This is a genomic window from Nitratireductor alexandrii, assembly GCF_004000215.1.
In the GTDB taxonomy this organism is placed as follows: Bacteria; Pseudomonadota; Alphaproteobacteria; order Rhizobiales; family Rhizobiaceae; genus Mangrovimarina; species Mangrovimarina alexandrii.
Window position 1 is genome coordinate 291,403 of sequence record NZ_RBVY01000004.1, and the last position, 26,056, is coordinate 317,458.

25 protein-coding genes, 1 tRNA gene and 1 pseudogene are annotated in these 26,056 nt (G+C 63.6%); 8 read left to right on the plus strand and 19 right to left on the minus strand.

Annotation, left to right across the window (positions count from 1 at the left end):
• Positions 1 to 68: 68 nt before the first annotated feature.
• Complete coding sequence (locus EP380_RS10940; RefSeq protein ID WP_164749829.1) at positions 69 to 3,500, minus strand: caspase family protein; 3,432 nt, start codon at positions 3,498 to 3,500, stop codon at positions 69 to 71.
• Positions 3,501 to 3,665: 165 nt separating this feature from the next.
• Here EP380_RS10940 and EP380_RS10945 point away from each other — a divergent pair, with 165 nt between their 5' ends.
• Entirely contained in the window at positions 3,666 to 4,076 is a 411-nt protein-coding gene (locus EP380_RS10945) for a universal stress protein (protein WP_106569353.1), read from the plus strand.
• A 230-nt stretch (positions 4,077 to 4,306) separates the two neighbouring features.
• Here EP380_RS10945 and EP380_RS10950 read toward each other — a convergent pair whose 3' ends face one another.
• Genes EP380_RS10950 through EP380_RS10970 form a run of 5 tightly spaced genes read right to left on the minus strand, consistent with a single transcriptional unit; the run spans position 4,307 to position 7,878 of the window.
• Positions 4,307 to 5,035, minus strand: coding sequence for a putative N-acetylmannosamine-6-phosphate 2-epimerase (locus EP380_RS10950; RefSeq protein ID WP_127598587.1), 729 nt, complete (start codon positions 5,033 to 5,035; stop codon positions 4,307 to 4,309).
• On the minus strand, positions 5,032 to 5,586 hold the full coding sequence (locus EP380_RS10955) for a pyridoxamine 5'-phosphate oxidase family protein (protein WP_127598589.1): 555 nt from the start codon (positions 5,584 to 5,586) through the stop codon (positions 5,032 to 5,034). Before EP380_RS10955 ends, EP380_RS10950 begins: the two co-directional genes overlap by 4 nt.
• Positions 5,579 to 5,935, minus strand: coding sequence for a hypothetical protein (locus tag EP380_RS10960; protein WP_127598591.1), 357 nt, complete (start codon positions 5,933 to 5,935; stop codon positions 5,579 to 5,581). Before EP380_RS10960 ends, EP380_RS10955 begins: the two co-directional genes overlap by 8 nt.
• 13 nt (positions 5,936 to 5,948) lie before the next feature.
• On the minus strand, positions 5,949 to 7,121 hold the full coding sequence (locus EP380_RS10965; RefSeq protein ID WP_127598593.1) for a hypothetical protein: 1,173 nt from the start codon (positions 7,119 to 7,121) through the stop codon (positions 5,949 to 5,951).
• 4 nt (positions 7,122 to 7,125) lie between these two features.
• Positions 7,126 to 7,878 (minus strand): class I SAM-dependent methyltransferase, encoded by a 753-nt coding sequence (locus tag EP380_RS10970; protein ID WP_127598595.1) that lies wholly within the window; start codon positions 7,876 to 7,878, stop codon positions 7,126 to 7,128.
• A gap of 318 nt (positions 7,879 to 8,196) precedes the next feature.
• Between EP380_RS10970 and EP380_RS23990 the strand changes: the two are divergent.
• Positions 8,197 to 8,295 (plus strand): annotated as a pseudogene (locus EP380_RS23990) (IS481 family transposase); the annotation flags it as partial.
• Between the two features lie 145 nt (positions 8,296 to 8,440).
• Here EP380_RS23990 and EP380_RS10980 read toward each other — a convergent pair.
• From EP380_RS10980 to tmk, 7 genes are all read right to left on the minus strand, one after another.
• Positions 8,441 to 9,226 carry a DUF5995 family protein gene (locus EP380_RS10980; protein WP_127598597.1) on the minus strand — a complete coding sequence of 262 codons (786 nt, stop codon included), beginning with the start codon at positions 9,224 to 9,226 and terminating at the stop codon, positions 8,441 to 8,443.
• A 44-nt stretch (positions 9,227 to 9,270) separates the two neighbouring features.
• Positions 9,271 to 9,741, minus strand: a complete 471-nt coding sequence (locus EP380_RS10985) for a YbaK/EbsC family protein (RefSeq protein WP_106569937.1) — start codon at positions 9,739 to 9,741, stop codon at positions 9,271 to 9,273.
• 26 nt (positions 9,742 to 9,767) lie between these two features.
• A complete protein-coding gene (locus tag EP380_RS10990; protein WP_106569351.1) occupies positions 9,768 to 10,586 on the minus strand; it encodes an MBL fold metallo-hydrolase in 819 nt (272 codons plus the stop codon).
• On the minus strand, positions 10,583 to 11,377 hold the full coding sequence (locus EP380_RS10995; RefSeq protein WP_127598599.1) for a TatD family hydrolase: 795 nt from the start codon (positions 11,375 to 11,377) through the stop codon (positions 10,583 to 10,585). Before EP380_RS10995 ends, EP380_RS10990 begins: the two co-directional genes overlap by 4 nt.
• A 13-nt stretch (positions 11,378 to 11,390) precedes the next feature.
• The gene (metG, locus tag EP380_RS11000) at positions 11,391 to 12,941 is read right to left on the minus strand and encodes a methionine--tRNA ligase (RefSeq protein WP_127598601.1); all 1,551 of its coding nucleotides are present in this window, start codon (positions 12,939 to 12,941) and stop codon (positions 11,391 to 11,393) included.
• Between the two features lie 97 nt (positions 12,942 to 13,038).
• Entirely contained in the window at positions 13,039 to 14,091 is a 1,053-nt protein-coding gene (locus tag EP380_RS11005; RefSeq protein WP_127598603.1) for a DNA polymerase III subunit delta', read from the minus strand.
• Positions 14,088 to 14,747, minus strand: a complete 660-nt coding sequence (tmk, locus tag EP380_RS11010; RefSeq protein WP_106569348.1) for a dTMP kinase — start codon at positions 14,745 to 14,747, stop codon at positions 14,088 to 14,090. Before tmk ends, EP380_RS11005 begins: the two co-directional genes overlap by 4 nt.
• Positions 14,748 to 14,910: 163 nt before the next feature.
• Here tmk and EP380_RS11015 point away from each other — a divergent pair, with 163 nt between their 5' ends.
• Complete coding sequence (locus EP380_RS11015; RefSeq protein ID WP_127598605.1) at positions 14,911 to 16,665, plus strand: hypothetical protein; 1,755 nt, start codon at positions 14,911 to 14,913, stop codon at positions 16,663 to 16,665.
• 18 nt (positions 16,666 to 16,683) lie between these two features.
• Here the strand turns inward: EP380_RS11015 and EP380_RS11020 are convergent, their stop codons facing one another.
• From EP380_RS11020 to EP380_RS11040, 5 genes are all read right to left on the minus strand, one after another.
• Entirely contained in the window at positions 16,684 to 17,283 is a 600-nt protein-coding gene (locus EP380_RS11020; RefSeq protein WP_127598607.1) for a hypothetical protein, read from the minus strand.
• Positions 17,280 to 17,666 (minus strand): GtrA family protein, encoded by a 387-nt coding sequence (locus EP380_RS11025; RefSeq protein ID WP_106569345.1) that lies wholly within the window; start codon positions 17,664 to 17,666, stop codon positions 17,280 to 17,282. Before EP380_RS11025 ends, EP380_RS11020 begins: the two co-directional genes overlap by 4 nt.
• Complete coding sequence (locus tag EP380_RS11030; protein ID WP_106569344.1) at positions 17,663 to 18,628, minus strand: glycosyltransferase; 966 nt, start codon at positions 18,626 to 18,628, stop codon at positions 17,663 to 17,665. Before EP380_RS11030 ends, EP380_RS11025 begins: the two co-directional genes overlap by 4 nt.
• 148 nt (positions 18,629 to 18,776) lie before the next feature.
• Positions 18,777 to 19,889 (minus strand): D-alanyl-D-alanine carboxypeptidase family protein, encoded by a 1,113-nt coding sequence (locus EP380_RS11035; RefSeq protein WP_106569935.1) that lies wholly within the window; start codon positions 19,887 to 19,889, stop codon positions 18,777 to 18,779.
• A gap of 278 nt (positions 19,890 to 20,167) precedes the next feature.
• On the minus strand, positions 20,168 to 21,361 hold the full coding sequence (locus tag EP380_RS11040; protein WP_127598609.1) for a septal ring lytic transglycosylase RlpA family protein: 1,194 nt from the start codon (positions 21,359 to 21,361) through the stop codon (positions 20,168 to 20,170).
• A gap of 344 nt (positions 21,362 to 21,705) precedes the next feature.
• Here EP380_RS11040 and EP380_RS11045 point away from each other — a divergent pair.
• Positions 21,706 to 21,795, plus strand: a tRNA-Ser gene (locus EP380_RS11045).
• A gap of 402 nt (positions 21,796 to 22,197) precedes the next feature.
• Here EP380_RS11045 and EP380_RS11050 read toward each other — a convergent pair.
• Positions 22,198 to 23,175, minus strand: a complete 978-nt coding sequence (locus EP380_RS11050) for a LysR family transcriptional regulator (RefSeq protein ID WP_238719826.1) — start codon at positions 23,173 to 23,175, stop codon at positions 22,198 to 22,200.
• Positions 23,176 to 23,234: 59 nt separating this feature from the next.
• Between EP380_RS11050 and EP380_RS11055 the strand changes: the two genes are divergently transcribed.
• The 4 genes from EP380_RS11055 to EP380_RS11070 are packed head-to-tail and all read left to right on the plus strand — an operon-like array spanning position 23,235 to position 26,056.
• Positions 23,235 to 24,008: an SDR family oxidoreductase gene (locus EP380_RS11055; RefSeq protein WP_127598611.1), complete on the plus strand. Its 774-nt coding sequence runs from the start codon at positions 23,235 to 23,237 to the stop codon at positions 24,006 to 24,008.
• Between the two features lie 58 nt (positions 24,009 to 24,066).
• On the plus strand, positions 24,067 to 24,321 hold the full coding sequence (locus tag EP380_RS11060) for a hypothetical protein (RefSeq protein ID WP_127598613.1): 255 nt from the start codon (positions 24,067 to 24,069) through the stop codon (positions 24,319 to 24,321).
• The gene (locus tag EP380_RS11065) at positions 24,318 to 24,857 is read left to right on the plus strand and encodes a DUF924 family protein (protein WP_127598615.1); all 540 of its coding nucleotides are present in this window, start codon (positions 24,318 to 24,320) and stop codon (positions 24,855 to 24,857) included. Before EP380_RS11060 ends, EP380_RS11065 begins: the two co-directional genes overlap by 4 nt.
• A 26-nt stretch (positions 24,858 to 24,883) precedes the next feature.
• Positions 24,884 to 26,056 carry a low temperature requirement protein A gene (locus EP380_RS11070; RefSeq protein ID WP_127598617.1) on the plus strand — a complete coding sequence of 391 codons (1,173 nt, stop codon included), beginning with the start codon at positions 24,884 to 24,886 and terminating at the stop codon, positions 26,054 to 26,056.

Genomic DNA, 26,056 nt, shown 5'->3' on the forward strand with positions numbered 1-26,056 from the left:
CGCGGACACACACGGGCAGGGCACCGCCGCGCCCGCAACCAAGCAAGCGCGGCCGGCGGCCGGCGGGATCAGTTCTGCAGGGCCTCGATCTGGCCCGCGAACCAGGCGACGTCGTTCTGCCACACCGACCAGTCCGGGTGTTTTTTCACCAGTTCGGACATGATGCGGTGGCCTTCGCGCAAATGCTCGATCGCCTTGGACGGTTCGCTTTCGGCCCGGTAGATCAGCGAGAATTTCGCGTGGCTGACCGCCACGTCGCGCTGCCAGTCGGGATTGGCCGGGTCTGAACTGGCGAGTTCCTCGATGATGGCCGCGCGGGCCTGATATTCGGCCATGGCGTCGGCATATTTCTCTTGTTCGTAATAGACGTCGCCGATCTTTTCGTGCGCGATCGCAACGTCGCGTTTCCAGGTCACGTTAAGCGGATCGGACGCGGCCAGCTTTTGCCGGATTTCCAGGCTGTCGCGCTGATGGGCCAGCGCCTGGTCCATTTTCTTCTGCGCTATCAGCACCTTGCCGATCTTTTCATGCGACAGCGACAGATCCCGCAGCCAGGCCCGGTTCTGCTCGTCCATGGCCACCAGGCGCTCGGCCACCTCCATGCGCTTGCGATAGCTTTCCAGCGACGCGTCGAGATCACCCAGCGAGAACTGCGCATCGCCGATCTTCTCGTCGGCAATCGCCAAGTCGCGCAGCCAGATGGTGTTTTGCGGATCGGTATCGATCAATCCGACCGTCGTCTTGCGGCTGTCGTTCAGCGTCTCAAGCGCCTCGTCATATTTTCCCTGCTGCAGCATGATGTCGGCGAGCCGGCCGAGCGCCACGGTCACGTCGCGCTGCCAAATCGCGTTGCGGTCGTTCGAGTCGGCCAGCTCCTTGATGATGGCGTGCGCGCGTTCCAGCTTTTCGCGGGCAGGGGAGAGACGCCCGAGATAGATCTCGGCGTCGGCGACGTACCACAGCCCGGCATAGAGGTCGAAGCGCCAGCCGGCGTTCTGCGGATCCTTTTCGACCAGTTCCTCGCGAATCACCAGGCTCGCCTTGTGCGCCTCCAGCGCGCCCTCGAGATCGCCGGTGGCCGCGCGAATGCGGCCGATCCGCTCATGCGCGGTCGACAGGTCGCGTTTCCACGTGACGTTGAGCGGATCTTTTTCGGCGAGCTCGCGCGCCATTTCCGCACGCTGGCTATAGGCATTGAGGGCGCCGGCCAGATTGCCCTGGGCAACCAGCACGTCGCCGATCCTTTCGTGCGACAGCGACCAGTCGCGTTTCCACACAAGATTGTCCGGGTAGGCGCGCGACAGCGAGGAAATGATCTTCTCGGCAGTCGAGAACGCCCGCAGCGCCGCCGCCAGATTGCCCTGCGAGACCCGAATGTCGCCGATTCGGTTGAACACCACCGAATAGTCGCGCCGCCAGACCGCGTTGTCGGGATCGCTGGCGACCATTTCCAGCAGGATATCGCGCGAGCGCTCCAGCTTTTCTATCGCGCTGGAAAGCCGGCCCATGCTGACCTCGACATCGGCGACGTTCCACAGCGAGCCGTTGACGTCGAAGCGCCAGTTCATGTTGTTCGGATCGCCGGCGGCCAGGTCCTCGCGGATCGACAGCGCCCGGCCGAACGCTTCCAGCGCCTCGACCGAATATCCCTGGGCAAACAGCACCGAGCCGATCCGCGTTGCGGAATAGGCGAGGTCGCTTTGCCACTCGGTGTTGTTGGCGTTGCTCGCCGCCAGCCGATTGACCGGCTTGGCGCCGGCATTGTAGGCGGCGAGCGCACTGGCCAAATTGCCCTGTTTTTTCAACACGTCGCCGACCTTGCCCCACGCCACGCCCAGATCGCGCTGGAACAGCGTGTTGCCGGGCTCGAGATCGGCGATCTGCACGGCGGCGTCAAGACGCCGTTCAAACGCTTCCAGGGCCCCGCCAAGGTCGCCCATGTTCAACAGAACATTGCCGATCCGTTCATAGGCGACCGAATGGTTGCGGATCGCATGCGGGTCGTCCGGGTTCTTGTCGACATAGTCCTGCGAGATCGCCGCGGCGGCCTTGTAGAAATCGAGCGCCCGGTCGAGGCGGCCCTGCGCCTTGGTGATGTCGCCCTGGCCGAAGGCCGCCCAGATCCGGTTGCTGATCTGGCCGTCGTCGCGTGCCCGCGTGCTGGCTTCGCGGAAGGCGCGCAAGGCCTGCGCCGTCGAGCCGGAATCGCGCGACGTATAGGCGAAGTTCATCCAGGTCTGGATATCTTCGGGCTGGAGCTCGGCCGCCTGGCCGAAATAGCGCGCCGCCTTGCCGACATCCTTGGGCCAGGCCAGCGAGGCGATATGGCGCGCCGCCTCGGCGGCTTCCACCCGCTGTGCGGTTTCGATCTCGGCCGCGGCGCGCGCCTGGGTCGCCTTGGTTTCCAGAACCTCGGTGAACAATTCCTCCGCCGCCGTCTCATTGCCCTCGCGCAACAGGGCGAGCGCACGCTCGGCGCGGTTGTCGTTCCGCTCGATCAGCGCCTTGCCGGCCTTGGAAATACCATCGAGGATGCGCTGGCGCTCCTCCTGGGTAAGGTCCTGCTGGCCGTCGAGGCCGGCGCTGCGGACATAGGCCGCGCCGATTTCGGCCAGTTCCTGGTTGCGCGCGTTTTCCTGGCGCAGCTTCTCGACTTCGACGCGCAGCGCCACGGCCTGGGGATCGCTGCTGCACGCATCACCCGCCAGGCAGGCTTCTGGGGCCCCGCCGCGAATCAGGATTTCCGGAATCTGGGTGAAATTCGCCGCCGTGGTCCGTTCGATCACCCGCTTGGAGACCCGGTCGAGCATCTGGGCGAACGGCGCGGTCGGCTCGTTTTCCATCCAGTGGAACAAAGCTTCGGCAAACGGCGAATGCGCACCGGGCACGCCGTCCTGGGCGAGCTGGCCGGCCCGCGTCGACGTGATCAGCAGGAAGCGCGAGGCGCTGTCGGGCACCGCGAAACTGTCGAAGGAGAGGGGACGCGCGCCGCGATCGACGCATTGCTGTGCCTTGAACGGATCGTTGCGGCAGGCGTCCAGAATGACGATTTTCTGGTCCGCCCCCTCCATTGCTTCCAAGACGTCGTCCAGAAGCACTTCGCGCCGCGCCTTCCAGGTGCCGCAGGACAGTTCCATGTCGGTCGGCGCGAGCACGTTGCCCTCGGCCGTCTGCATGCCGTGGCCGGCATAAAACACCAGCGCCACGGAGGCACCGTCGGCCATATATTCGAAATCCTCGAGCGCATCCTGAAGCGCACCGCGATCGAGATCGAAACAGCCCGGCTTCTGGCCGTCGCAACTCATCACGTCGAAACCGTTGCTCATCAACGTCCCGGCAAGACGCGTGGCGTCGCCCACTGGATTGTTGAGCGCCGTCATGTTCTCATAGGCGTTGTTGCCGATGATCAACGCGACCCGCTCCGCCGCGGTCGCCATCGCGACAGGCAGAAACACAGTTGCGGCCGCGATCATGCCGAGCGCCTTAACGCATCGTCGCATTGCCATTACCACCCATAAAACCCGGCACAGGCCACTATATCATATGGGCAACAAGATGGCCAAAGCGACAAAGCTCCGGGACGCAAGGCATGTCTTGATCTATCGCAAGGTGAAACCGCCACGGTGCCGCATGATGTGAAACAGCAGCGCAAACGGAGACGATACATGTATGATACGATCCTCGTTCCGGTCGACCTCGCCGACAGCGACAAGGCGCCGACCATGATCGCCGCGGCCAGGAAGATGGCCAATGACGGCGCGCGCATCGTGCTGGTGAACGTCGTGGAGGACATTCCCACCTTCGTCGCCGCCGAACTGCCCGGCGGGATTATGGAAAAGACGCGCGAGGAGGCCCGCAAGACCCTTGAGGCGATGGCGGCCGAACAAGGCGAGGGGGTCGAGATCGATGTCAGGGTCGGCCAGCCGGCTTCAGGCATTCTGGCCGTGGCCAAAGAGAAAAAGGCCGACGTGATCGTCATCGCCTCGCACAAGCCCGGCCTGCAGGACTATCTGATCGGCTCGACGGCGGCTCGTGTCGTGCGCCACGCGGCCTGTTCCGTGCACGTCATGCGCTAGCGGCGTGTCGGCCCGCGGCTTGCCGCGATGGCCGATTGCGCGCCATAAAAGCCGCGCGCCGGCGCTTGCCGGGATGACGAAGGTAATCTCCGCCGGTCTCGCACCCGGCCGGCGGCCAGTGGCGAGGGACGAGTGCCTCAATGAGCACCTGTTCCGCTCAGGACCATATCGTCTATTTGCTTGGTTACCTGGACGACTTCTGCCGAAGCCCCATTCGATCCTGTCACGGGCTATGTCGATGATATTCTGGCCAATAGCTGTCTGTCGCACTTTGCTTGCTTCATCGCGCTCGCGAAGCGCTCGGTAATTGTCTGTGGGCGCGTGATCGAGCTCCCAACGACCACAAAATCTGCGCCGAGCTCCAATAATCTTGCCGCATGGCTGGGAGAAACCACGCCGCCTTCTCCGATCACGGGACAGTCTGTTACAGCCCCACGAATTTCACGAAATGCTGCGAAATCGTCGTCGTAGAGTTTGCGTCCGTGGGTTTCGGGCGTGTAGCCGTAAGCTGCACTGGATACGCAATTGAAGCCCAGCCGTCGAGCAAGTACCGCCTCGTCAACGGTGGCCACCTCGGCCACCAACAACCTATTTGGGAAACGCTCTCTGCACTTCCGGTAGAACTCGTCGATTGCCTCTCCGTTGGGTCGGCGGCGCCAGGTTGCGTCACATGCAACCAGGTCAGCACCAGCCCGCATGGCGGAAGCGACCTCCTCGATTGTCGGCGTGAGTTCCACCTCCGCGTCCGGATAGGCTTGTGTCATCACGCCAATAACGGGGATGTGCACCGCCGCTTTGGCTTGGGCGATGTCTTCATACCCATTCATGAGTATGCCAGCCGCCCCACCCTCGGCTGCAGCCTTGGCCATAAAAAACATCTGGCCGAACAGCGGCTCTCCCAGCAGGGCCTGGCAGGAAACAACCACGCCTCCGTGAAGACTTCTGAGCACATCGCTCATGCTCGTCCATCCATGCGTTGGCGCGCCGGTGACAAGGTGCTCAAGTCAACGACCTCGAAGCGGCGATCTTCTCTGTCCAAGAGCCAACGCTCAAGATCGAGCAGCCACAGCTTGCCTATGACCAGTTCGTAAAAGCGGCGCGGACCGGTTCCGATGAACTGCTCAAGTGGAATCATCCATTGCTTGCGGGTCGCCTCCTCCGGAAAATTGAACAGGTAGTATTTGGCATGAATATCTGCCGCTCGTTCGTCGGAAATTGCACCGCAGTGTCCGGTAAACTGGATGCCATCCAGACCCACCGGCGACTGCTCAGGCGACAAATCCATTCGAAAGATCGATCCGGAGATGAGCGGTCTTCCTTCGATGTTGCGCGAATGCTGTGCATCTCTCATCGAATACCATATCAGCCGGATATCCTGGTTTTGGAGCAGTACATAATTGACGGTTGATGCCCAGGGAACTCCGACCGTATCGGCTGTCGCGAGTGTTACAAACCTGGCAGTCTGAAGCAGCAGTTCAACCCTTTCGGGCGCGGAACCAAGCTTAGCCATTTCCGCCTCCCCGAGATTCTTTCCTTACCGGCGCGTCATTGAGGAGGCGGCCTTCAATGATCTCCCACCAAAGGTCTTGCTCGATGCGGCGCCTTTCCCAAGCAGGGTCGGATGATCGTCTCGAAACCTCTTTCCGATACGCTCCCCAGGCAGCCTCGTCCTCGAATGATATGAAGTGCTCGATGGAGTGCACTTCCGGGCCGATGGTGCGGACATACCAGCGAGGGTCGGTCGCCATATCGAGTCCACAATAGAACCAATCCTCTCGCTCGTTCACCCAGGCCCAAAATGCCTTCTGGTTCGAGCGAGCGTGGGCCGTGGGACGCAGGATATATACGAGGTGCAGCATGTCGGTGGTTTCCCTAGCTTGTTAGATTTGGATTGGATTCGACAAGTTCCCAATCTCGGCAGAGATGACCTGCAAACTCATCCTGATACTGTCTAAGCGTTCGGAGATTGTGCTGGTTGGCACTGTGCTGGCAGATGGGCTGCCCGTCCACGCATTTGGCGACGAGAGCTTGAGGCTCGATTTTAGCCCCACGCTTTACTTTTGCGCGTAGAGCGGAGGTTGAAAGCCGCAATTTCGTGAAGCCGTTCGCCGCCGCATAGTCGAGAGGTTCGTAGAAGCTCAGGACGAAATATCTGAAGTCGTTGAGATCGAGATTGTAGTTGGCTCCGAAGTAACGAGCGTGAAGCGCCGTCCCAAAGCTGTAGAAGATCGTCAGCGCGGTGATGTCGTCGTTGCGCTTCGAAATTGCAGCATTAACGAAATGAGAAACGCCAGCTGTTCTCTGCCCGGCGAGGATTTTTTGCATCCACTCGTGATCCGACACGCCGCCGTATCGCGATCGGTTCTGCGTGATGAGATCAGCGGCCAACGAGTCGTCGAGTTCCACGGCCGCAGCCCATTCGACCCTGCTTCCCAGTCGCCGGAACGTCGCAATTTCCGACTTGCTCTGAACGCGAGCATGTTTCCGCCAGCGCGCCATCACACCGGAGAGGCCCGTTTCAGGCACTTCCAACGAAGCTTCGGCGGAATGCAGGATGACCGTTCCACCTATGGCATCTGCGAATTTCAGCGCTGCCGAATAGGGCATATACGGCATCACGAAGCCTGCATAACCGCGATCCCGTGCATAGTCTGATGCGCAGCGTCCCAGTTCTGCCTGAGCTTCGAATCTCCGCCGACCTTCAATGCAGGAAACTCCGTTGTGCGTGTTGCGCCGACCGCCCAGCCAGAGGAACTTCTGCTGCCACGGTCCCGGAATATCCGCCACGAAGCTTGGCAAGTAGAACAGCCCAGGCGATTGGCCACCGTTCCAAAGCGTACATGCGGCAACAAGCCCGGCTGGCCCACGGACGGTAAGCACATCCGTTTCGCCCAATGCGTGCTCCAGTGCCCTCAGCCAGCGATAGCTGTTGTAGAAGTTCTCGTCACTGACGAGCGCATCCCATTCATGCTCGTCCAGTTCGCATAGCTTTTCCGAAACACCCGAACAAAACGCACGCGCATCATCCCTCAACGGAACGACCATCGTTTTAACCCCGTACACCCTCGATGATTATCGAATGTGGCCTTTGGAGATAGGCGTGCAGCTCCTTGGGAGCTTGGTTCGCATCTGGATACGCCGAAGCACTCAATTCCCGCCACTTCAGCGACCGAAGGCCGGCTTGCTCCAATGCCCGCTCTAGGGAAGTGGCGGACCAATACCATGCGAAGACGCCGCCTTGTTCCCCATTCTTGCAGAGTTCGAGCTTTACACGCTCGCCATCGGCATATGGATTCTCAGGATCTTCGGCGATCAGCCTGAACCCGTAGGGTTCGTAATAGTTGGGATGCGGATCGTAGACGGGATGTATTGGCAGTGTCAGCAAGCGCCCGCCGGGACGCATCAAGCGGACCATGTCTGCGCACATGGCCTGGAGCTCAGGTCTGGTCGTTGCATACGGCAGCACGTAGACTCCAAGCACCAGATCGAACTGGCCGATCAGCTCAGGGCCTAGATGAGAGACGAAGGAGATGTCGAGGTCCTCCTTTTCTGCCCGGCGCCGCGCGTAGTTCAGCATGCCTTCGGTCAGGTCGTACCCCACGACCTGGCCCGCACCGCGCTGTTTCAGCCAGCGGGCATACATCCCAGTGCCGCACCCGAAATCCAGGATAGACAGACCATCAACGTCGCCGATTTCCTGAAATACACTTGGTATTTCTATGTATTTACGGAAAGGCCATTGCGACATATCTTCATATATACTCGCATACTCGTTAAATTGATCGGATGAAGCTGTATTCATAATAATTTATCCTCTCTATTTAGCCATAACTGGCGAAACACAGGGTGTACAATTTAATATATGCGTTAATTGAAGTAACAGAATTTAATTGAAAACAATATAGATAAATATGTATATATGTGTAATTTTGAGTTGTTTATTCGAATACCATTCGATTTCTCTTCCAAAATTACGCTATATTGAATGCTCACATAAATTGTATAAAAATGCAAGAACAACTTTTTCGTGTATATGCAGGGCCTGTTCGGTCAGGCGCACTAGGTGTGCTTTCCCATGCTTTGATGGTGCATTGTTTTCTCAATCTTGGAGAGATGCGCTGTGGGGCAGATTCTACACGGCAGCGCTACGACGACAGAGGCAGTCCGTCGACCGATTCAAAATAGTCAAGACATTCGCCAGCGGGCGATCTTACGGCGTTCATCCACGCCAATTTGGGAGTAGGTGCGTTTCATCCGTTGTTCCTCGCGTGAGATAAACCATTGTTATCTCTCGCAAGTCGCACTTCAAACTTGAACCCACCCCGCTACATGGGAAAGTCGCATAAGATATATTATGGAACTTTTTATCCGGACCCAAACCGCTTGAATGTCCAGTAGCCGGCCATGTCGCCGTTCGGTGGCGCCGGCGGCTCGACCGCCCGCCTGGCGTCGGCCCAGGCCGCGCGCCGCCAATGCTGGAAGATCGGCATCCACAGCCATGACAAGCCGCGCAGGCCGGCGTGGAAAACCGCAAGCACGAAACGCCGCCATCCCGTCTGCTGGCGCCGGTGATCGTCGATATAATCGAGCCCGGCGTGCTGAAACGCGGCTCCGGTTTGCAGGCCGACAATCGTCTCCTTGTAGCGCTCAATATCCGGCGCCCGGCCATAGAGCCTTGCATAGTCGTGCGTGGCCCGCGCAATGGCGACGCCAAGGTCGTACCGCGTATGCGCACGCACACCGCGCGAGACCAAAAGCAGATGGGACGAAATCGGGGCGGCCATCGTCAACCCGCCGGCAAGGCCATGGTAGCGCCGCCAGGGACCGGCCACCGGCTCTTGCAGCGGCGTATGCATTGCGGCGCGATAAATCTCGTAGAAGCGAATGATCGTCAGATAGGCGAATTCGGGATCGCGCCGCGTGCCGAGAAACCGCATCCAGCGCTGCGTCGTGCGCAGATAGAGCCCGGCAAACAAGGTGTGGATGCGCCGCGCCGGCAAATCCGGCATGCCGGCGAAGGTCTTCCGGTCGGCCTCGATGGCCTCGACAACTGCCAGGGCCCGGGCGCGCAACTGCCCGACAAGGCTCGCCTCGGCCTGCCTGTCGCGGTCTTCGCTCGGCCGCGGCCGCGCTGCGTTCCCCCCAGACATAGGATAATGATAGCAAAGCCGGACGAGCCGGTCACCCGTCGACGTCAGGCTGCGATGTCGCCGACCGTCGCGCCCGCCGCCGCCAGCAACGCGCCGGGCGCGCAGGAAAACACCGCGTCGTGCGCGCCGGCCGCCGCCCAGACAATGTCGAAATCGCACAAGGCCCGATCGGCGAAGGCCGCAACCGGCTCCAGATGGCCGAGCGGCGCCACGCCGCCAATGGCGAAGCCGGTGCGTTCGCGCACCAGCCGCGGATCGGCGCGCGCCAGTTCCTCGCCGGCCAGCGCGGCCGCCTTGGACTGATCGAGCCGGTTGACGCCGGACACCAGGAATAAAAACAGTTTTTGGCTATGCGCACCCTGGAAAATCAGCGATTTGACGATCTGCGCGACGCCGACGCCGCATTGCGCGGCCGCTTCCTCGGCGGTGCGGGTCGATTCGCCCATACGCCGAACCTCGATCGACAGGCCGGCGGACGCCGCCGCCGCGCGCACGCGCTCAATGCTCTTGCTCACCGATTTTTCCTTGAAATTCAATGGTTTTAAATCGAAAATTCAAGTACGAGCCCATCGTGCCCCGGCACGACGTGATCAGGCGTTTCGTTCAATACCGTCTCATAGTCGAGCGGCACATGCATATGGGTCAGCACCGCCTTTTTGGGGGCCAGGCGCCCGATCCAGCCGAGCGCCTCCTCCAGCGACAGATGCGAGGGATGCGGTCGGTATTGCAACGCGTCGATGACCAGCAGATCGAGATCGAACAGCCGATCGACCGTGTCGGGCGGAAAGTCGCTTACGTCCGGGCAATAGGCGACGTCGCCGACGCGAAAGCCGAGCGAGACGATCTCGCCATGGATCTGCGGCAGCGGCGTGAAGGTCAGAGCACCGCCCTCTCCCGTGATCGTCACGGCGTCGTCATGGTCGATCTCGTGCGCGTTCAGGATCGGCGGATAGGAACTGCCGGCCGGCGTCTCGAAACAATAACCGAAGGCTGCGCGCAGCCGCGCCAGCGTCTGGCGGTCGGCATAAATATCCATCAGCCGGCGCTGTTCGAGCACGAAGCCGCGCAGATCGTCGACCCCGTGAATGTGGTCGGCATGCGCATGGGTATAAAGCACCGCGTCAAGCCGGCGCACGCTGGCGCGCACCATCTGCTCGCGAAAATCCGGCCCCGTGTCGATCGCCACGCGCGTTGTGGCGCCGTCGGGGCGGATGCGCTCGACCAGCGCGGCGGCGCGCAGGCGCCGGTTGCGCGGATTGCCCGGATCGCACCGGCCCCAGTCGCCGGTGATGCGCGGCGTGCCAGGCGAGGAACCGCAACCGAGGATCGTCAGCCGCAGACGGTCTGGCGCCGCGCTCATGAACGCGGGCCGGGCGGACGCGGGACTTTGGAAAACAAGCGGAAAAAATTCTCCGTCGTCCTGGTGGCGAGGTCGTCGGGCGTCAGGCCGAGCGTGTCGGCCAGCACAGCCGCGGTGTGGGCGACGAAGGCCGGCTCGTTGCGCTTGCCGCGATGCGGCGGCGGCGCCAGATAGGGCGCGTCGGTTTCCACCAAAATCCGGTCGTGCGGCAGATCGGCGGCGATCGCGCGCAAGTCGTCGGATTTGCGAAACGCCACAATGCCGGAAAACGACACGTAGCCGCCAAGCCCGATCCCGGTTTCGGCAAGCTGCCTGCCGGACGAAAAGCAGTGCAAGACGAACGGGAACGCCCCCTTGCCCGTCTCCTCCTCCAGGATCGCGGCCATATCGGCATCGGCGTCGCGGGCGTGGATGACCAGCGGCAGGCCGGTCCGGCGGGCGGCGGCGATATGCCGGCGCAGACCGACGGCCTGGGCCGCGCGCGGCGCCTTGTCGTAAAAATAGTCGAGCCCGGCCTCGCCGATCGCCACCACCTTGGGATGGGATGCCAATTGCACCAATTCTTCGGTGGCGACGTCCGTCTCCTCGCCGGCATTGTGCGGATGCGTGCCGACCGAGCAATAGACGCTGTCATAGGCCTCGGCGATCGCCAGGACCTCGGCGAAACGCCGGACCCGCGTCGAGATGGTGACCATCAGGCCGATGCCCGCCGCATGGGCGCGCGCGACCACCTGGTCGCGTTCAGGCGCGAAATCGGGAAAATCGAGATGGCAGTGACTGTCGACCAGCATGATGTTTCCGTTGTCAGCCGGCCGCCGCGCGGTCCTGTTCGACATAACGCGGAAACACCGGCGCCGGCGGCGGCAGCGGATCGCCCGGCGCCAGCGCCCGCTCGAGATCGGCGAAGCGCCTGTGCGCGGGGTCGACCGCCAGAAGGTCGAGCAGTTTGGTCGCAGCATCCGGCACGAAGGGCTGGCACAGAATCGCCACCCGGCGCACCGTCTCGGCCGTCACGTAAAGCACGGTCTGCATGCGCTCCGGGTCGGTCTTTTTCAGCGCCCAGGGCTCCTGGCCGGCGAAATAGCGGTTGGCCTCCGACACCACGCCGAAGATCGAGGCGAGCGCGCTGTGGATCGCCTGGTCGGCAATCGCCTTGCGGGCGGCAACGAGCGCGCCGTCGCACTGATCAAGGATCGCCTGATCCGCTTCCGTCAGCGCGGCCTTGTCGGGCACCCTGCCCGCGCAATTCTTGGCGATCATCGACAGCGAGCGCTGCGCCAGATTGCCGAGATCGTTGGCCAGATCGGCATTCGAGCGATTGACGATGGCGTCGTGGCTGTAGCTGCCGTCCTGACCGAACGGCACCTCGCGCAGGAAGAAATAGCGCACCTGGTCGAGGCCGTAATGCTCGATCAGCGCGAACGGATCGACGACATTGCCGACCGATTTGGACATCTTCTCGCCCTTGTTGAACAAGAAGCCGTGCGCATAGACCCGCTTCGGCAATTCGATCCCCGCCGACATCAGGAAGGCCGGCCAGTAGACGGCATGGAAACGCACGATGTCCTTGCCGATAATGTGCACATCGGCCGGCCAGTAGCGCCATTTCGATGCGTTCTCGTCGGGAAAGCCGCAGGCGGTGATGTAGTTGGTCAGCGCGTCGACCCACACATACATGACGTGTTTTTCGTCGCCCGGCACCGGCACCCCCCAGGAGAAGGTCGAGCGCGACACCGACAGGTCGCGCAGGCCCGACTTGACGAAGCTGATCACCTCGTTGCGGCGCTCGGCCGGGCCGATGAAGTCGGGATTGGCCTCGTAATGGGCAAGCAGCCGTTCCTGGTAGGCCGACAGCCGGAAGAAATAGGTTTCCTCCTCGTTCCACTCGACCGGCGAGCCGAGCGGCTCGCGGCGCACGCCGTCCTCGCCGACGGTCGTCTCGCTCTCGTCGAAATAGGCCTCCTGGCGCACCGAATACCAGCCGGTATAGCGGTCGAGATAGATGTCGCCATTGTCGGCCATGCGCCGCCATATCGCCTGGCTGGCCTGTTTGTGGCGTGCCTCCGTGGTGCGGATGAAATCGTCGTTGGAGCCGCCGAGCGCCGCGATCATGGTGCGGAAAATATCCGAGTTGCGGTCGGCCAGCGCCTGCGCCGAAACGCCTTCCTTTTCGGCCGTCTGCTGCATTTTCAGCCCGTGCTCGTCGGTACCGGTCAGGAAAAACACGTCCTTGCCGTCAAGCCGGTGAAAACGCGCCAGCGCGTCGGTGGCGATCACCGTATAGGCGTGGCCGATATGCGGCTTGCCGTTCGGGTAGAAGATCGGCGTTGTCAGGTAGAAATTGTCGTTGGCCATGGAAAAGTCTGTCCGAAGAAAGTGACGGCGGTGGGATAGCGCATTGCGGCTGTCATGGCCATCCTGCAATCGGCCGCGCGACCGCCCGCTGGGCGGATCAGCCGCCGAGTGCGGCGTGCATGGCCCGCATCAGCCCGGCGACATGCTGGCGCTTGTCGAGATTGTAGGTCTCCGCCTCGACAATGGCGCGGTTGGCGTCCTGCCAGAATTGCGACAGCGCATCCGCCCGCGCCAGCGCGCCGGTTCGGGCGGCCTCGACCGCGAGCGCGGCGGCATGGTCGAGAACGTGACGGTTGAAAAGCGAAAAGGCCATCGTCTGGTCGCGCGCGGCGGCCGCATCGGCAAGCCGCCACGTCTTGGCCACGTCGAACCTTGCGCCGGTGGCGATCTCCTCGATCGCCGCGGCGATTTCCAATCCGCCATATTGGGTCAGCAGGATCGCCTCGCGCACGCTGCCACCGGCGCGTTCCATGAGCGCCCTGGCCGCGTCCGCGTCCTGCGGCGCGATGCCGAGACCCGTCAGCGCACGGCCGAAGGCGCTTTCGGCCAGCGGCTGCAACCGCACGATCTGGCACCGCGAGCGGATGGTCGGCAGGAGCCCCCCGGCAGCGTGCGAAATCAGGATGAACTGGGTGCGCGCCGGCGGCTCTTCCAGGTTCTTCAACAGAGCGTTGGCCGCGTTCTGGTTCATATCGTCGGCCGGGTCGATGATCACCACCCGATAGCCGCCGTCGTGGGCGGTGAAGGACAGGAAACGCTGCACCTTGCGGATCTCCTCCACCGTAACCGCGGTGCGGAATGCCTTGGTGCGCTCGTTGACCGGGCGGGTCAGATGCAGGATCGAGGGATGCCCGCCATTGGCGATCAGCTTGAACAGCGTCGTTTCGGGATCCGGCGCGGCCAGGGTGTCGGGCGCATCGGCGGCCTCGGCATAACGCAGCAGATGATAGGCGAGATGAAACGCCAGCGTCGCCTTGCCGATCCCGCGCGGTCCGGCCAGCACCAGCGCGTGGTGCAGCTTGCCGGCCCGATACGCCGCGGCGAAGCGGGCGGCCATGTCCTCGTGACCGAACAGGGCCGGGTTTTCCGCCGGCTCTGGAATGTCGTCGAGCGTGTCGTGCTGGAGCACGGCGCTGCGTTCGAAGCTCATTTTTCGGCTGCCACCATCTCGTGTCGTTCGAGCAGATCGGCGACGTGACCGGCAATGGTCGCGGCGACCTCCTCCTCGCTTGCGGACGCGTCGACCACCCTGCAGCGCTCGGGATCGTTGCGGGCGATGTCGCGAAATGCATCGCGCCGCCGCCGGTGAATGTCCAGCGTTTCCTTTTCGTAGCGGTCGGCCTCCCCTTCCCCGCGGCGCGCATTGGCCCGATCGAGCCCCTCGACCGGATCGATGTCGAGAATCAGCGTCAGGTCGGGAATCGTCTCGTTGACGGTGACGCGTTCCAGCGCGGCCATGAAACCGGGATCGAGTTCGCCGGTGACGCCTTGGTAGACGCGCGAGGAATCCATGAACCGGTCGCACAACACCATCGTGCCGCGCTCGAGCGCTGGGCGGATCACCTGCTCGACATGATCCGACCGCGCGGCGGCGAACAGGATCGCCTCCATGGCCGGTCCGAACGGCTCCGCCCCTCCCGACAAAAGCACGTGGCGGATCGCCTCGGCCCCCGGCGAGCCGCCGGGTTCGCGCGTGACGAGCACGTCGTAGCCCTGTGCGCGCAGCGTATCGGCCAGGATGCGGATCTGGCTCGATTTGCCGGCGCCCTCGCCGCCCTCGAAGGTGATGAACAATCCGCGCTGCACGGCCGATCCGCCCTTTCTTCGGCTGTCGGCCGCCTTCTTACTGCCACGCGCCGGCAAAATCCATGCATGCGCGTCGATCGCCGCCCGAGCGGAGCGGACCCAATATTGTCCGCCCGGGGCGGCTGTGTCATAGCGGCCCCGTGAGACGATCTGGAAGGGTGGATTGCCGTTGAACACCCCGGGCGCCGAACCGGACCGCTCCCGGCCCCAGCATGACCGGCTGGCGCCACCCGCGGACTGCACCCCGCTTTCGGGCGCGCTGCTGGCGATGTCGGGATGGGCGCTGGTGTGGCTGGCGATCGCGGCGGCGAGCGCCGCGCGCTGGCCGCTGATCGTTCAGGACGATGCCCGCCATTTCGTGATCTGGCTGCGCCAGCAGGCCGACCCGTCATTGTTTGCCGGCGACGCGATCGCCGATCAGTTCAGGACGCTGACGCCATGGGCCTATGAAGCGCTCTACCGACCGTTCACCCTGCTGGGCGCCGACGCGCTGCTTGTCCATCTGCTGGTCATGATGGCCGCGCTCGGGGCGCTGTTTTCGCTTTCGGTCTATCTGCTGACCTACGAATTGTGGCCCTCGCGGCGCGGCGCGGCCCTGGTCGGCGCCATCGCCCCGCTCGTGCTCGGCGGCCCGACCGCGGCGGTGGGGCTGCCGAAAACCTTCGGCGTGATCATCATCGCGCTGTCGCTGCTGACCTTTCTGCGCCGCCGTCCGGTCTTGACCGCCGCGGCGCTGTTCGTCGGAACCGGCCTCTATCCCGCCACCGTGGCCGTCAGCGGCCTGGCGATGGCGTTGCTTTGTCTGAAACCGGGTTTTCCCTTCGTTGCGACCGATCGCAGGACGCTGGTCACGCTTGCGGCCGGTGGCATCGCCGCCCTTGCGGGCGGGCTGGTGTTCATGCGCGAACTGGCAACCCTCGGCCCGACCTTTTCGCTCGAGCAAGCCCGGCAGGCCGCGATCTTCTCGCCCGGCGGGCGGCTCGCCTTTTTCGAGGCGGACGGCGCGCTCGGCCTGTGGTGCAATCGCAACGGTTACGCCACCTTCTGTTTTCGCACGCTGGCCCCGCCCTGGCGGGGCCTCGTCGCCGGCCTGCTGCTCGCGCTTTTTTTCGGCCTCGCCTGGGCGATCGCCAACGGCCGCGCGGCGCGGCCGATGCGCCGGCTCGGCCTGCCGGAGCCGCCGCCGCGCCTGGCCGGCGTCGCGCTGGCCGTTCTCGCCGCCGGCCTCATCCTGCACAGTCTCGCCCTGCTGCTGCTATTCAGGCTGCACGAGCCGAGCCGTTACGGCCACAACGCCGTCAAGACCGCCTTCGTGCTCGTCGTCCTGCCTTTCGCGGCCGCCGCCGTCATCGGCGGCGCACGGCGGCTCCAGCGTCATGGCTGGTCGAAGGCGGCGCGGGCGCTCGTGTTCACGCCGGGCCTGATCGTGGCGGTCGCGATGGTGGCAACCAGTGCGATGTTTTTTTCCAAGGCGCCCGCCATCCATGCCTATCTGCGCCAGACGCCAAAGGACACGCTGGTGGGCGGATTTTCGCGCGAGCTCGATCTCGTGCCGGCCTTTTCCTCGCGCGGCGTCTACGCCGCGTACGAATTGATGATCCCCTACAAAAAAACCTATCACGACCTGCTTTATCGGCGCATTACCCAGACCGTGCTTGCCCTTTATCAGGTCACGCCCGACGCCTTCACAGCCTTCGCGCGCGACAGCGGCATCGACTATGTGCTCGTCGACCGGGGCGAAAGGCACCAGCGCGACCGGCTGCGCCGCTGGCAGGAGAGCGTGCCGGCGGTGGCGCCGGCGCTGCGGTTTCTGGAGGCGGGCAAGACACCGTTCTTCAAGCCGCTTGAGACGCGCTGCGCGGTCGCGCGGAGCCCGCGCCAGTTGCTGTTGGACGCCGCCTGCCTCTCCGCGCGGTAAAGCCGGTGCGCCGGCCGCCTATCCGCACTCGTAGCCGATCCTGCCTTTGGGGCTGTTCTTGAACGGATCGATCAGCGCATCGGTATAGGCGCCCGCCAGAAGCCGCTTGCGCGGCAGAAGATGGCTGCGGAAAAACCGGCTGGCCGCGGCCAGCCTCTTGCCATGGGCGGTCAGCTTCACGCATCCGCCCTCGATCACCACGGTGCCGGATTCGAGCTGCTCGGTCAGGCGCACGTCGACCAGCCGGTATTCCGGCAGATATTCCTCGGTAAAAACCTGCCCGATCGCGTCGCGGCGAATACCGCCGCCGCGCTGCTCGAGCTTTTCCAGGATGTAGAAGGACAGCGACCGGTCGAGCACGGTCGGCACCGAGATCGCGAACGCGTAACCGCCCAAAAACCACACAACCACGAGAAGCAGGGCCTCAAAGCCGGTGAAGGGCAAAAAACGCCGCAGCGCCACGACCAGCGCAACCAGCACCGTCAGCGCGGCGAGCGCGTCCTGCACGGCGCTGTAAAGCACCACATCGACGGGCAGGAAACGGACATGGACGGCGTAAAAGCCAAGCAGCAGAACCACATAGACGAGGCTCAGCAGGACCGCATAGGCGAGTTTCATCGCACGAACACCAGAAAACGGTTGCCGGCATAGCTGAGGCTGACCTGCATCGCGGTCGCGATCACGAAACCGATGCGGAAATCGTGACCGAGAAAGTCGGTCCACACCAGAAGCACGAGGCCGTGCAGCAGCGCGATCGCACCATAGAGCCCGCCAAATTTGACCATCTGGCGCAGAATGGGCTCCTCGGTCTTGCGGAACACGAAATAGCGGCTGCCGAGGAAAGAGGCGGTAATGCCGACGATGGCGGCGAGAAAATTGGCGAGCCCCGCCGAAGGGATGTCCAGCACGGCCAGGTTGAAGCTTAGCGCACCGTAATGCACGAGCGTCGCCGCGAGCCCGTTGACGACGTAACGCAGCACTTCGCGAAAACGCGCGCTCACGGCGTTTCGACCTTTTGACCGGTTTCGAAGATCTCGTCGACAAAGGCCAGATAGGCGATCGAACTGGCGATGGTGCCGCCGCGCACGACGCCGGTCAGCATCAGCGTCATCAGCGCCAGCGCGCCGGTCTGCAGGAAGATCAGTACCAGGATGCCGAGGGCGACCGAAAACCAGCCCGGCGTGGAAAAGCCGGCGAGCTTGAGCCCCACCGCCACGATGGCGCCAACGACAGACAGCGCCGCCGTCAGCGTGCAGGCGATGCCGACGCGCACCAGCACGTCCTCGGCAAACACCATCAGCCCCTTGAAACCATGCAGCGTCAGGCCGACGAAATTCATCTTTGAATGCCCGGCATAACGCGGCCCGCGCGGCAGCGCGCACAAGCCCGTGCGCAGCTTGGACGCGAGCACCGTGCCGGCGACATGGACCGACAATTCCTGCATGGAAACCAGGCGGCGGACAGCATGCGCCTTCAGCGCCATGAAATTGCCGAACGAGATCGCGCGGCCCGTCATCAGGCCGAAAAACCGCTTGTAGATGGCGTAAAACGCCTTGAACCAGATCGTTTCGACCCGCTTTTCGCGTTGCGCGACCACGACGTCGACGTCGCCGCCACGCAGCCGGTCGAGCAGGCGCGGGATGGTCTCGGGCATGTCCTCGCCGTCGGAATCCATCACCACCACCTCGTGCTGGGGGCCGATATGATCGGCCGCGTAGCCGAGCCCGATCGCGATTGCCTGCTGGTGGCCGACATTGCGCCGCAGCCTGAGAACCACCCCGTCGAGCCCGGCCGCGCGCAGGCTTTCGACGTCGAGCGGCTGGCGGACCGAGCCGTCGTCGACGGCGATCACGAACAGCGCCGCACCGAAGCGGGCCGAGAGTTCGCCGAACAGGCGCGCCGCCGCGTCGCGGTCTTCGTAGACCGGCGTGACGATGACGAGCTGTTTGTGCGACAGGTTCATCTCATCTTCGACCGTTTGACGCCACCGGCCGGCGGCGCGGATCGACGGGACCGCGCCCCGGCATCGTTCCGGTTTGCCCGAAAAGCCGCCAAGATGAAAGCGGCCGCGGCGATTTCGATGCCACGGGCCGACGCCGGCGACCGGCGCGTCAGCGCAACCAGCCGATCAGCAATTCCTCGATCGCGTCGAGCGCGCGCCGGTGCAGAGGCCCGACATCGACATCCTCGGCGGCGAAAAGCGGCGTTTCCTGGCTGAGCGTCTCGCCGACCCACACTTTCAGCGCGCCGACTGGCGTGCCCGCCGACACCGGCGCGGTGACCGGCCCCTCGTAGACGATGCGCGCGATCAGGCGGTCGCGATTGGTGATCGGGATGAAGATCGAGACCGGCCCGTCGGCCTTGAGCGCCACCCCGGTCTTGGCGCCGCCGAACAGCTTTGCCTCGCCGACCACCTCGCCGGCGCCGAAAATCTCGCGCTTTTCGAACGCCCGCATGCCCCAGTCCAGCACCTTGCGCGCCTCCTCGGCGCGCACGCTGGCGCTCGACATGCCGCTGAGCGCGACGAACAGGCGCCGATTGCCGCGCTTGGCCGAGCCGACGATGCCGTAGCCCGATTCCTCGGTGTAGCCGGTCTTCAGCCCGTCGGCGCCGATATCCATCTTCAACAGCGGATTGCGGTTCGACTGCTTGATGTTGTTCCAGGTGAAGTCGGGCTGCGCGTAATAGCGATAAAACTGCGGATATTCGCGCCAGATATGCAGCGCCAGCCGGGCCAGTTCGCGCACGGTGACCACCTGGCCGTCGGCCGGCAGGCCGGTCGAGTTCTTGAACACCGATTTCTCCAGCCCGATCGCGCGCGCCCGCTCGGTCATCAGCTGGGCGAAATTCTCCTCCGAGCCGGCCATGCCCTCGGCGATGATGATGCAGCCATCGTTCGCCGACTGGACGATGACGCCCTGGATCAGATCTTCCAGCCGGATCGAGGATTTGAGCTCGGCGAACATGGTCGAGGTGCCCGACGGCGCGCCACCCGTCCTCCAGGCGTTTTCGGAGACCAGGAATTCGTCGTCGAGCGACAGCCGCCCCGATTTGACGGCGTTGAACACCACCTCCATGGTCATCAGCTTGGCGAGCGAGGCCGGCGGGATCAGCGCATCGGGGTCCTTGGACAACAAAATCGTGCCGGTCTCGGCGTCGATCATGAAGGCGGACTGGGCGCGGGTTTCGAAAAGCTGTGCCCAGGCGGGCGGCGACAACGCCATCGCCACGGCCAAAACGCCGATCAAGGCGGTCACGACCGCCCGGAATTTCGTATATGTCACGCCAACACCCCGTGTCCTCGCGGCGCCGCGCCCCGTACCGCGTCAAGCGCGCGCGGGCACCGTCCGAAAGCCCCGGGCGAACCTAGAACCGTTCATCGCCAAATGGAAGCGGTCGGCTGGAATGGAGTTTTGGTTGGCGCCGGCAAGCGCCCCGCGACCGCAAGCCCCCCGATCGGGGCGCCGCCGGCCGGAAGGGCCGATCGGCAAACGGACGAACGTCAGTCGCGCACCGTCAGCGCCTGCTCCGCGCCCGCCGCCCAGGCCAGGCGCAGCATGGCGTCGAGCCCGGCGCGGCCGTCCGGGCGCAGATTGACCGTGTACCAGGGCGCGCCCTGGCTGCGGTCCTCGATCAGTTCGGGCCGGCCATGGGCGGCGAGCGCGGCGATCACGCTCTGCGCCTCCTCGCGGCTGGCGAACGTGCCGACCGCGATATAGGCGCCGCCGGCCTGCGGGCGCTCCAGCCGGTCGGCCTTGCCGCTGCGCGCGGCGGGCGCGACCGGCGCGGACCCCTGTCCGGCCAGCAGCGTGTCGAACGCGCCGGCGGCACGCGCCACGCGCCGGTCGGCATAAGACAGGGCCGCGACCGCCACCGGGGCGGCGAGCCCGCCGGGCAAGGGGCGCTCCGGCACGGACGGACCGAGCGCGGGCAGCAGCGGATCGCCGTCGACGACCGTGGCGCGCAACGGGCCGGCCCGCGTCGCCGCATCGAGGGCAGAGACCGGCGCCGACGGCGTCGGACCGTTCATGGCGATCATCACGCCGGGCGAGATTTCCTGCGGACCGCCGTCCTGGCCGCCAGGACGGTAGGAGGCCATCAAATATTGATCGTCCTGGCCGTGCAGGGGCGCGCGGCCGACATATTCGACCTTGACCTTGGCCACGCCCGAATGGGTGTAGTCGAGCATCTCGGCCGCCCGTTTCGACAGATCGATGACCCGGCCGCGCGCGAACGGGCCGCGATCGTTGACGCGCACGACGACGGAACTGCCGTTCTTCAAATTGGTGACGCGGGCATAGCTCGGCAGCGGCATGGTCGGGTGCGCGGCCGTGAGATGGGTCATGTCGTAGACTTCGCCATTGGCGGTGAGCCGGCCGTGGAAGGCCGAGCCGTACCAGGAGGCCGCGCCGACCTTGACGTAGTCAGGATCTTCCTTGGGATAATACCACTTGCCCTTGACCTTGTAGGGCTTGCCGGTCTGGTCGCGGCCGCCGCCGCGCTTCAGCCCCGAGCGCTTGGTCGACACTTTCGGGCTGGCCTTCACACCGTATTCGGCTTCGGAAAAATATTCCTTCGACCCGGCGCTGGCGACCGAGGCCTTCGGCGTGGGATCGCCGGCGCACGAGGCCACGAACGCGGCCGCACCGATCAGGGCGATGGACGCCGGCAGACGCCGGCGCAAGTGCAATGACATGGAAAAACCGTCCCCAGAAACCGTCATTCGAAACCGCGGCAACACCCTTGCGGTACGTGATCGACACCGATCGGACAACCCTCTCGCGACCGACAGCGCCACCAGTACCAAAAAACTGCTTAGCGTGCTCTTAACCCCTTGTGGCGAGAACGGGGCGATTTTGTGACCGCGCCGACCCATTTTTCGACATATGGGCGGGCGCTGTTCGCCGCCGCCGGTAGCGCGCCAACCGGTTTGGCGGCGCACCGCCCGTCCGCCCTGCCCGCGCGCGCCGCCGCACGGTCGGCGCCGAAACCGCCAATCTTGCAAACCAGGCCGGCATCGCGCATTAACGGGCCGAGGCCGGAGGGATGGCCGAGCGGTTTAAGGCACCGGTCTTGAAAACCGGCGTGGCAGCGATGTCACCGTGGGTTCGAATCCCACTCCCTCCGCCATTATCTGATCTCGCGCTGTCGCGCTTCGGGCTTCGCTCCAGTCGGGGGCCTCGCATCAGCTCGGACGGCCCTTGGCCTTGCGAACCCTGTAGGTCGAAATGTCTGCCCAAATCGCCGCCATTCACCGCCGATTGGCGCACAGATTTCCCATCTATCTCCCTAAATCTCAATTGGATAGCGGATTTGGCCGCTAAGGGTGGTTCGCGCACGCCCAGCCAAGTAGGATAGTCTTGTCGGAGTGGCCGCCGACCACACGCCACTGTAGCTTGGGAACGACCGGATTTGGCTGATGCCGATCTGGCAGGTTTCGGCGGCGAACCCGGCAGCAGATCAGCACGGGGGCCTTTGAGCAAAGGTTCGGATGAGCTCGGTCCGGAGCCCTCGGGACGGACCCTGGTCGTTTCACGCGTTGGCGACGACCCCTTCTGCCTGCAGCAACTCCTCGAGCCAATCCATGAACGCCCTGAGCCTGGGGGCGAGATGACGCCTGCGCGCATAGAGGATCGAAATCGGCACAGCAGAGGGGCGGTACTCGGGCAATACCTCGACCAGCCGACCCGCTGCGATGTCGTCGGCGACGTCATAGACGGGAACCTGGATCAGCCCGTGCCCGTGCAGCGCACCGGCAACGTAGCTTTCCGCGTTGTCGACACAAAGGTGGCTTTGCATGGCGATGGCGATCTCACATCCGCCCTCGAGACCATCCCATTCCGATGAGACAGCGGGCATGCGCAGTGCATAATTGACAAGATGATGATCCGCGAGGTCGGCAGGGGTCTGCGGCGTACCATACCGCGCCAGATAGTCCGCCCCGGCGCAGGTCAGCATTGGCACGTCGCCGATCTTGCGGCAGATCAGCTCGCTGTCCTCCAGAACGGCCAGGCGCACCACGGCGTCGATCCCTTCCGAGACCAGATCGATCATCCGGTCGGTGGCGCTGATCTCCAGCGTAACCCCTGGATAGCGAGCCCGAAAACCCTGCAAATGCGGGATGACCAGTCGCCGAGCAATCCGGCTGGGCATATCGATGCGCAGACGCCCCGAGATGTCATCGGGCCGCAGTCGGAATTGCCCTTCGGCCCGGGCAACCGCATCCACCAGATCGCGGGCGGTGTCGGCGAATTGCAGTCCTTCCTGCGTCGGCCGCACCACCCGGGTGGTGCGTTGAAGAAGCTGGACGCCGAGTCTGTCCTCCAGGATTTGTACCGTGGTGGACACGGTCGAGCGCGGAATGCCAAGGGCTTCGGCCGCGCGAGTGAAATTCCCGCTTTCCACGACTTGAATGAACACCTGCATCTGTTGAATGCGATCCATGCTTATTATTCGTAATTTCTGTCGAATGATGTCAAGATAAGCCCGATTATCCAGATCAATGAACATGCCATCTTCTCCGCAAGCCGTCGTTTCAAACGGCGTACGCAAAGCGGAAAGGAAATGGCATGTCGAGAAACAGCATTGAAGGGAAAACGGTTCTGATCGCCGGCGGCGCGAAAAACCTGGGAGGGTTGCTGGCGCGCGAATTCGCCAAATCCGGCGCGGCGGCCGTCGCCATCCACTACAACAGCGACGCCACCAAGGCGGCTGCCGAAGAAACCGTTGCGGCGATCAAATCCGCAGGCGCTGAAGCGGTGGCCTTTCAGGCCGATCTGACCTCGGCAGCGGCGATGGAGAAACTGTTCGCCGATACCGTCGCGGCGGTGGGGCGTCCCGACATCGCGATCAACACCGTCGGCATGGTGGTGAAGAAGCCGATGGCCGAGGTGACCGAAGAGATGTTCGACCAATCCTGCGCGGTCAACGTCAAATCCGCCTTCTTCTTCCTGAAAGAAGCCGGAACGCACCTCAATGACAACGGTAAGATCTGCACCATCGTGACTTCGCTGTTGGGGGCCTACACGCCCTTCTACGCCGCTTATGAGGGTCTGAAAGCGCCGGTCGAACACTTCACGCGTGCCGCCTCGAAGGAACTGGGTGCGCGCGGCATCTCTGTGACCGCAATCGGGCCGGGTCCGATGGATACCTCCTTCTTCTACCCGGCGGAGGAAAAGGAGGCGGTCGAGTATCACAAGAACGCCGCCGCGCTGTCACCCTTCTCGAAGACCGGTCTGACCGACATCGAAGATATCGCGCCCTGGATCACCTTCATGGTTTCCGGCGGATGGTGGATGACCGGCCAGACGATCCTCGTTAATGGTGGTTACACGACCAAGTAATCGCGATGGACGCGGCGGGGCACCGGCCCCACCGCCTCTTCCGATCCGGAGGTTTCATATGCACACTCTTCTCATGATCCTTGGTGGGATTGCCCTGATGGCAGCCGTCTATGGCATTGCCTTCTGGCGTGGCCTGCCCCTGCGCCAAGCTCTTCCTGTCTATGCGGTGCTTTGGGCGGTGGCCGCGGCGATTAATCTCTGGGTCGGTGTGGCCCATGCCGGATACAGCGTGGCCGAAGAACTGCCCATCTTCGCCATCATCTTCGGCGTTCCGTGCCTGCTCGCCTGGTTTCTTGCACGGCGGTTGGCATGACAGTCGCCCCGATCTCAGAAGTGATCGCCTGGTGGCGAGGCGCTACGGAGAACTGGTTCTCCCAATCGCCCGCGTTTGATGCCATTTTTCGTGCACGCTTCGCACATCTGCATGATGCGGCGATGGCGGGCGGTCTTGCATCATGGCAGGCTACGCCCGAGGGCTGCCTGGCGCTGCTGATCCTGCTCGATCAATACCCACGCAATGCGTTCCGGGGCACCAGGGAAATGTATCGCGCCGACCCGCAGGCCCTGTCGGTGGCGCGTCATGCCCGGCGGCAGGGTTTTATCGGCCGATTACCGCCAGACCTCCGCCTTTTCATGCTTTTGCCTTTCGCGCATTCCGAGGCGCTGGAGGATCAGGAGCAATCGGTCGCGCTGCATCGCCGCTATCTGCCCTCGGGACTTCACCGGGCCAGGCGCCATCGTGACATCATCGCGCGTTTCGGGCGTTTTCCCCATAGACAATCGATCTTCAAGCGCACACCGACCCCCGAAGAAAGCCAGTATTTGAATGCAGGCGGGTTTCGGGGATAATCGAGAAGATTCAACAGGCAGCATTCATGTCCAACCTATTGCACCGCCTTGTCCCGACACGCGCCTTGCGTGACCTCGGCCCCAAAGAAACGCCTCGCGTCACGACGATGGAGCTGTTCTTTGATCTCGTTTATGTTTTCACCATCATCCAACTCTCCCATTACCTCCTCGAACATGCGAGTTGGCTTGGTGCCTTGGAATATGTGACGCTCTTTGCCGCCGTCTGGTGGGCCTGGAACTACACGGCATGGGCGGCAAACTGGGTCAACCCGGATCATCCCAGCGGGCGCGGTTTGATGATCGTCCTGATGGGCTGTGCGCTTTTGATGGCGGTGGCGGCGCCGCAGGCTTTCAGCGAACGCGCGGCGCTGTTCGCCGTCGCCTATGTGGCGATGGCGCTGATCCGGGCGGGCTATATGGCCATTGTGTTTCGCGGTCAGGTCATGGGGCGGAACTATGCCCAGCTTGGCGCATGGAGCGCGATCTCCGGCATCTTCTGGATATTGGGGGCCTTCATCGCGCCCGCGCGTCTGGAGCTCTGGATCCTCGCCGTGCTGATCGACTATGCCGCGCCTTATCTGGGATACTGGCTGCCCGGCAAGGGCTCGACCCCGATGTCGAGCTGGCCGCTGAAAGGGCTACATCTGTTCGAGCGCAACCAGTTGATCTTCATCATCGCGCTTGGGGAATCCATTCTCCTGCTGGGCGGCTATCTGGTCAGCCACGAGATCCATCTGGACACGGGCGTCGCCGCACTGATCGGCTTCCTGCTGATCGTGACACTGTGGTGGATCTACTTCGTCGACCTCTCAGAACCGGGCGAGCATCGGTTCGAACATGAGACGGATCACACCAGTCTCGCCCGCGCAGGCCTGGCCTACGCCCATGGGGTCGCGGTCTGCGGCGCCATCGTGACCGCCGTCGCCATTGAGATGATCGTGGCCCATCCCCACGATGCGATCCATGCCGAGACCGCGATCATCGCCTTCGCCGGGCCGTCGCTTTTCCTTCTCGGCTGCACGATTTTTCATCGCGTGACTGCGGAGCGCTTGCGCGCATCCTACCTTCTGGCCGTGGCGGCCGTTGCGGCCTGGGGCTGGCTGGCTTTGAGCATCAACCTGAACGGGTTGTGGCTCGGTGCGGGCGTCCTGTCGATCATGGTGGCCATGGCGGCACTCGGCCACCGGAAGGCGGCCTGA

Coding starts and splice junctions, on each gene's coding strand:
- EP380_RS10940 (WP_164749829.1), bottom strand. CDS start 3,500: ATGCGACGATGCGTTAAGGCGCTCGGCATGATCGCGGCCGCAACTGTG.
- EP380_RS11005 (WP_127598603.1), bottom strand. CDS start 14,091: ATGAGCTTCGAACGCAGCGCCGTGCTCCAGCACGACACGCTCGACGAC.
- EP380_RS10965 (WP_127598593.1), bottom strand. CDS start 7,121: ATGGTCGTTCCGTTGAGGGATGATGCGCGTGCGTTTTGTTCGGGTGTT.
- EP380_RS11070 (WP_127598617.1), top strand. CDS start 24,884: ATGTCCAACCTATTGCACCGCCTTGTCCCGACACGCGCCTTGCGTGAC.
- EP380_RS11040 (WP_127598609.1), bottom strand. CDS start 21,361: ATGTCATTGCACTTGCGCCGGCGTCTGCCGGCGTCCATCGCCCTGATC.
- EP380_RS11060 (WP_127598613.1), top strand. CDS start 24,067: ATGCACACTCTTCTCATGATCCTTGGTGGGATTGCCCTGATGGCAGCC.
- EP380_RS11020 (WP_127598607.1), bottom strand. CDS start 17,283: ATGAAACTCGCCTATGCGGTCCTGCTGAGCCTCGTCTATGTGGTTCTG.
- EP380_RS11065 (WP_127598615.1), top strand. CDS start 24,318: ATGACAGTCGCCCCGATCTCAGAAGTGATCGCCTGGTGGCGAGGCGCT.
- EP380_RS10955 (WP_127598589.1), bottom strand. CDS start 5,586: ATGGCTAAGCTTGGTTCCGCGCCCGAAAGGGTTGAACTGCTGCTTCAG.
- EP380_RS11050 (WP_238719826.1), bottom strand. CDS start 23,175: ATGTTCATTGATCTGGATAATCGGGCTTATCTTGACATCATTCGACAG.
- EP380_RS11035 (WP_106569935.1), bottom strand. CDS start 19,889: ATGGCGTTGTCGCCGCCCGCCTGGGCACAGCTTTTCGAAACCCGCGCC.
- EP380_RS10945 (WP_106569353.1), top strand. CDS start 3,666: ATGTATGATACGATCCTCGTTCCGGTCGACCTCGCCGACAGCGACAAG.
- EP380_RS11055 (WP_127598611.1), top strand. CDS start 23,235: ATGTCGAGAAACAGCATTGAAGGGAAAACGGTTCTGATCGCCGGCGGC.
- EP380_RS10980 (WP_127598597.1), bottom strand. CDS start 9,226: ATGTCTGGGGGGAACGCAGCGCGGCCGCGGCCGAGCGAAGACCGCGAC.
- EP380_RS10990 (WP_106569351.1), bottom strand. CDS start 10,586: ATGAGCGCGGCGCCAGACCGTCTGCGGCTGACGATCCTCGGTTGCGGT.
- EP380_RS10960 (WP_127598591.1), bottom strand. CDS start 5,935: ATGCTGCACCTCGTATATATCCTGCGTCCCACGGCCCACGCTCGCTCG.
- EP380_RS10995 (WP_127598599.1), bottom strand. CDS start 11,377: ATGCTGGTCGACAGTCACTGCCATCTCGATTTTCCCGATTTCGCGCCT.
- metG (WP_127598601.1), bottom strand. CDS start 12,941: ATGGCCAACGACAATTTCTACCTGACAACGCCGATCTTCTACCCGAAC.
- EP380_RS11030 (WP_106569344.1), bottom strand. CDS start 18,628: ATGAACCTGTCGCACAAACAGCTCGTCATCGTCACGCCGGTCTACGAA.
- EP380_RS10950 (WP_127598587.1), bottom strand. CDS start 5,035: ATGAGCGATGTGCTCAGAAGTCTTCACGGAGGCGTGGTTGTTTCCTGC.
- EP380_RS10970 (WP_127598595.1), bottom strand. CDS start 7,878: ATGAATACAGCTTCATCCGATCAATTTAACGAGTATGCGAGTATATAT.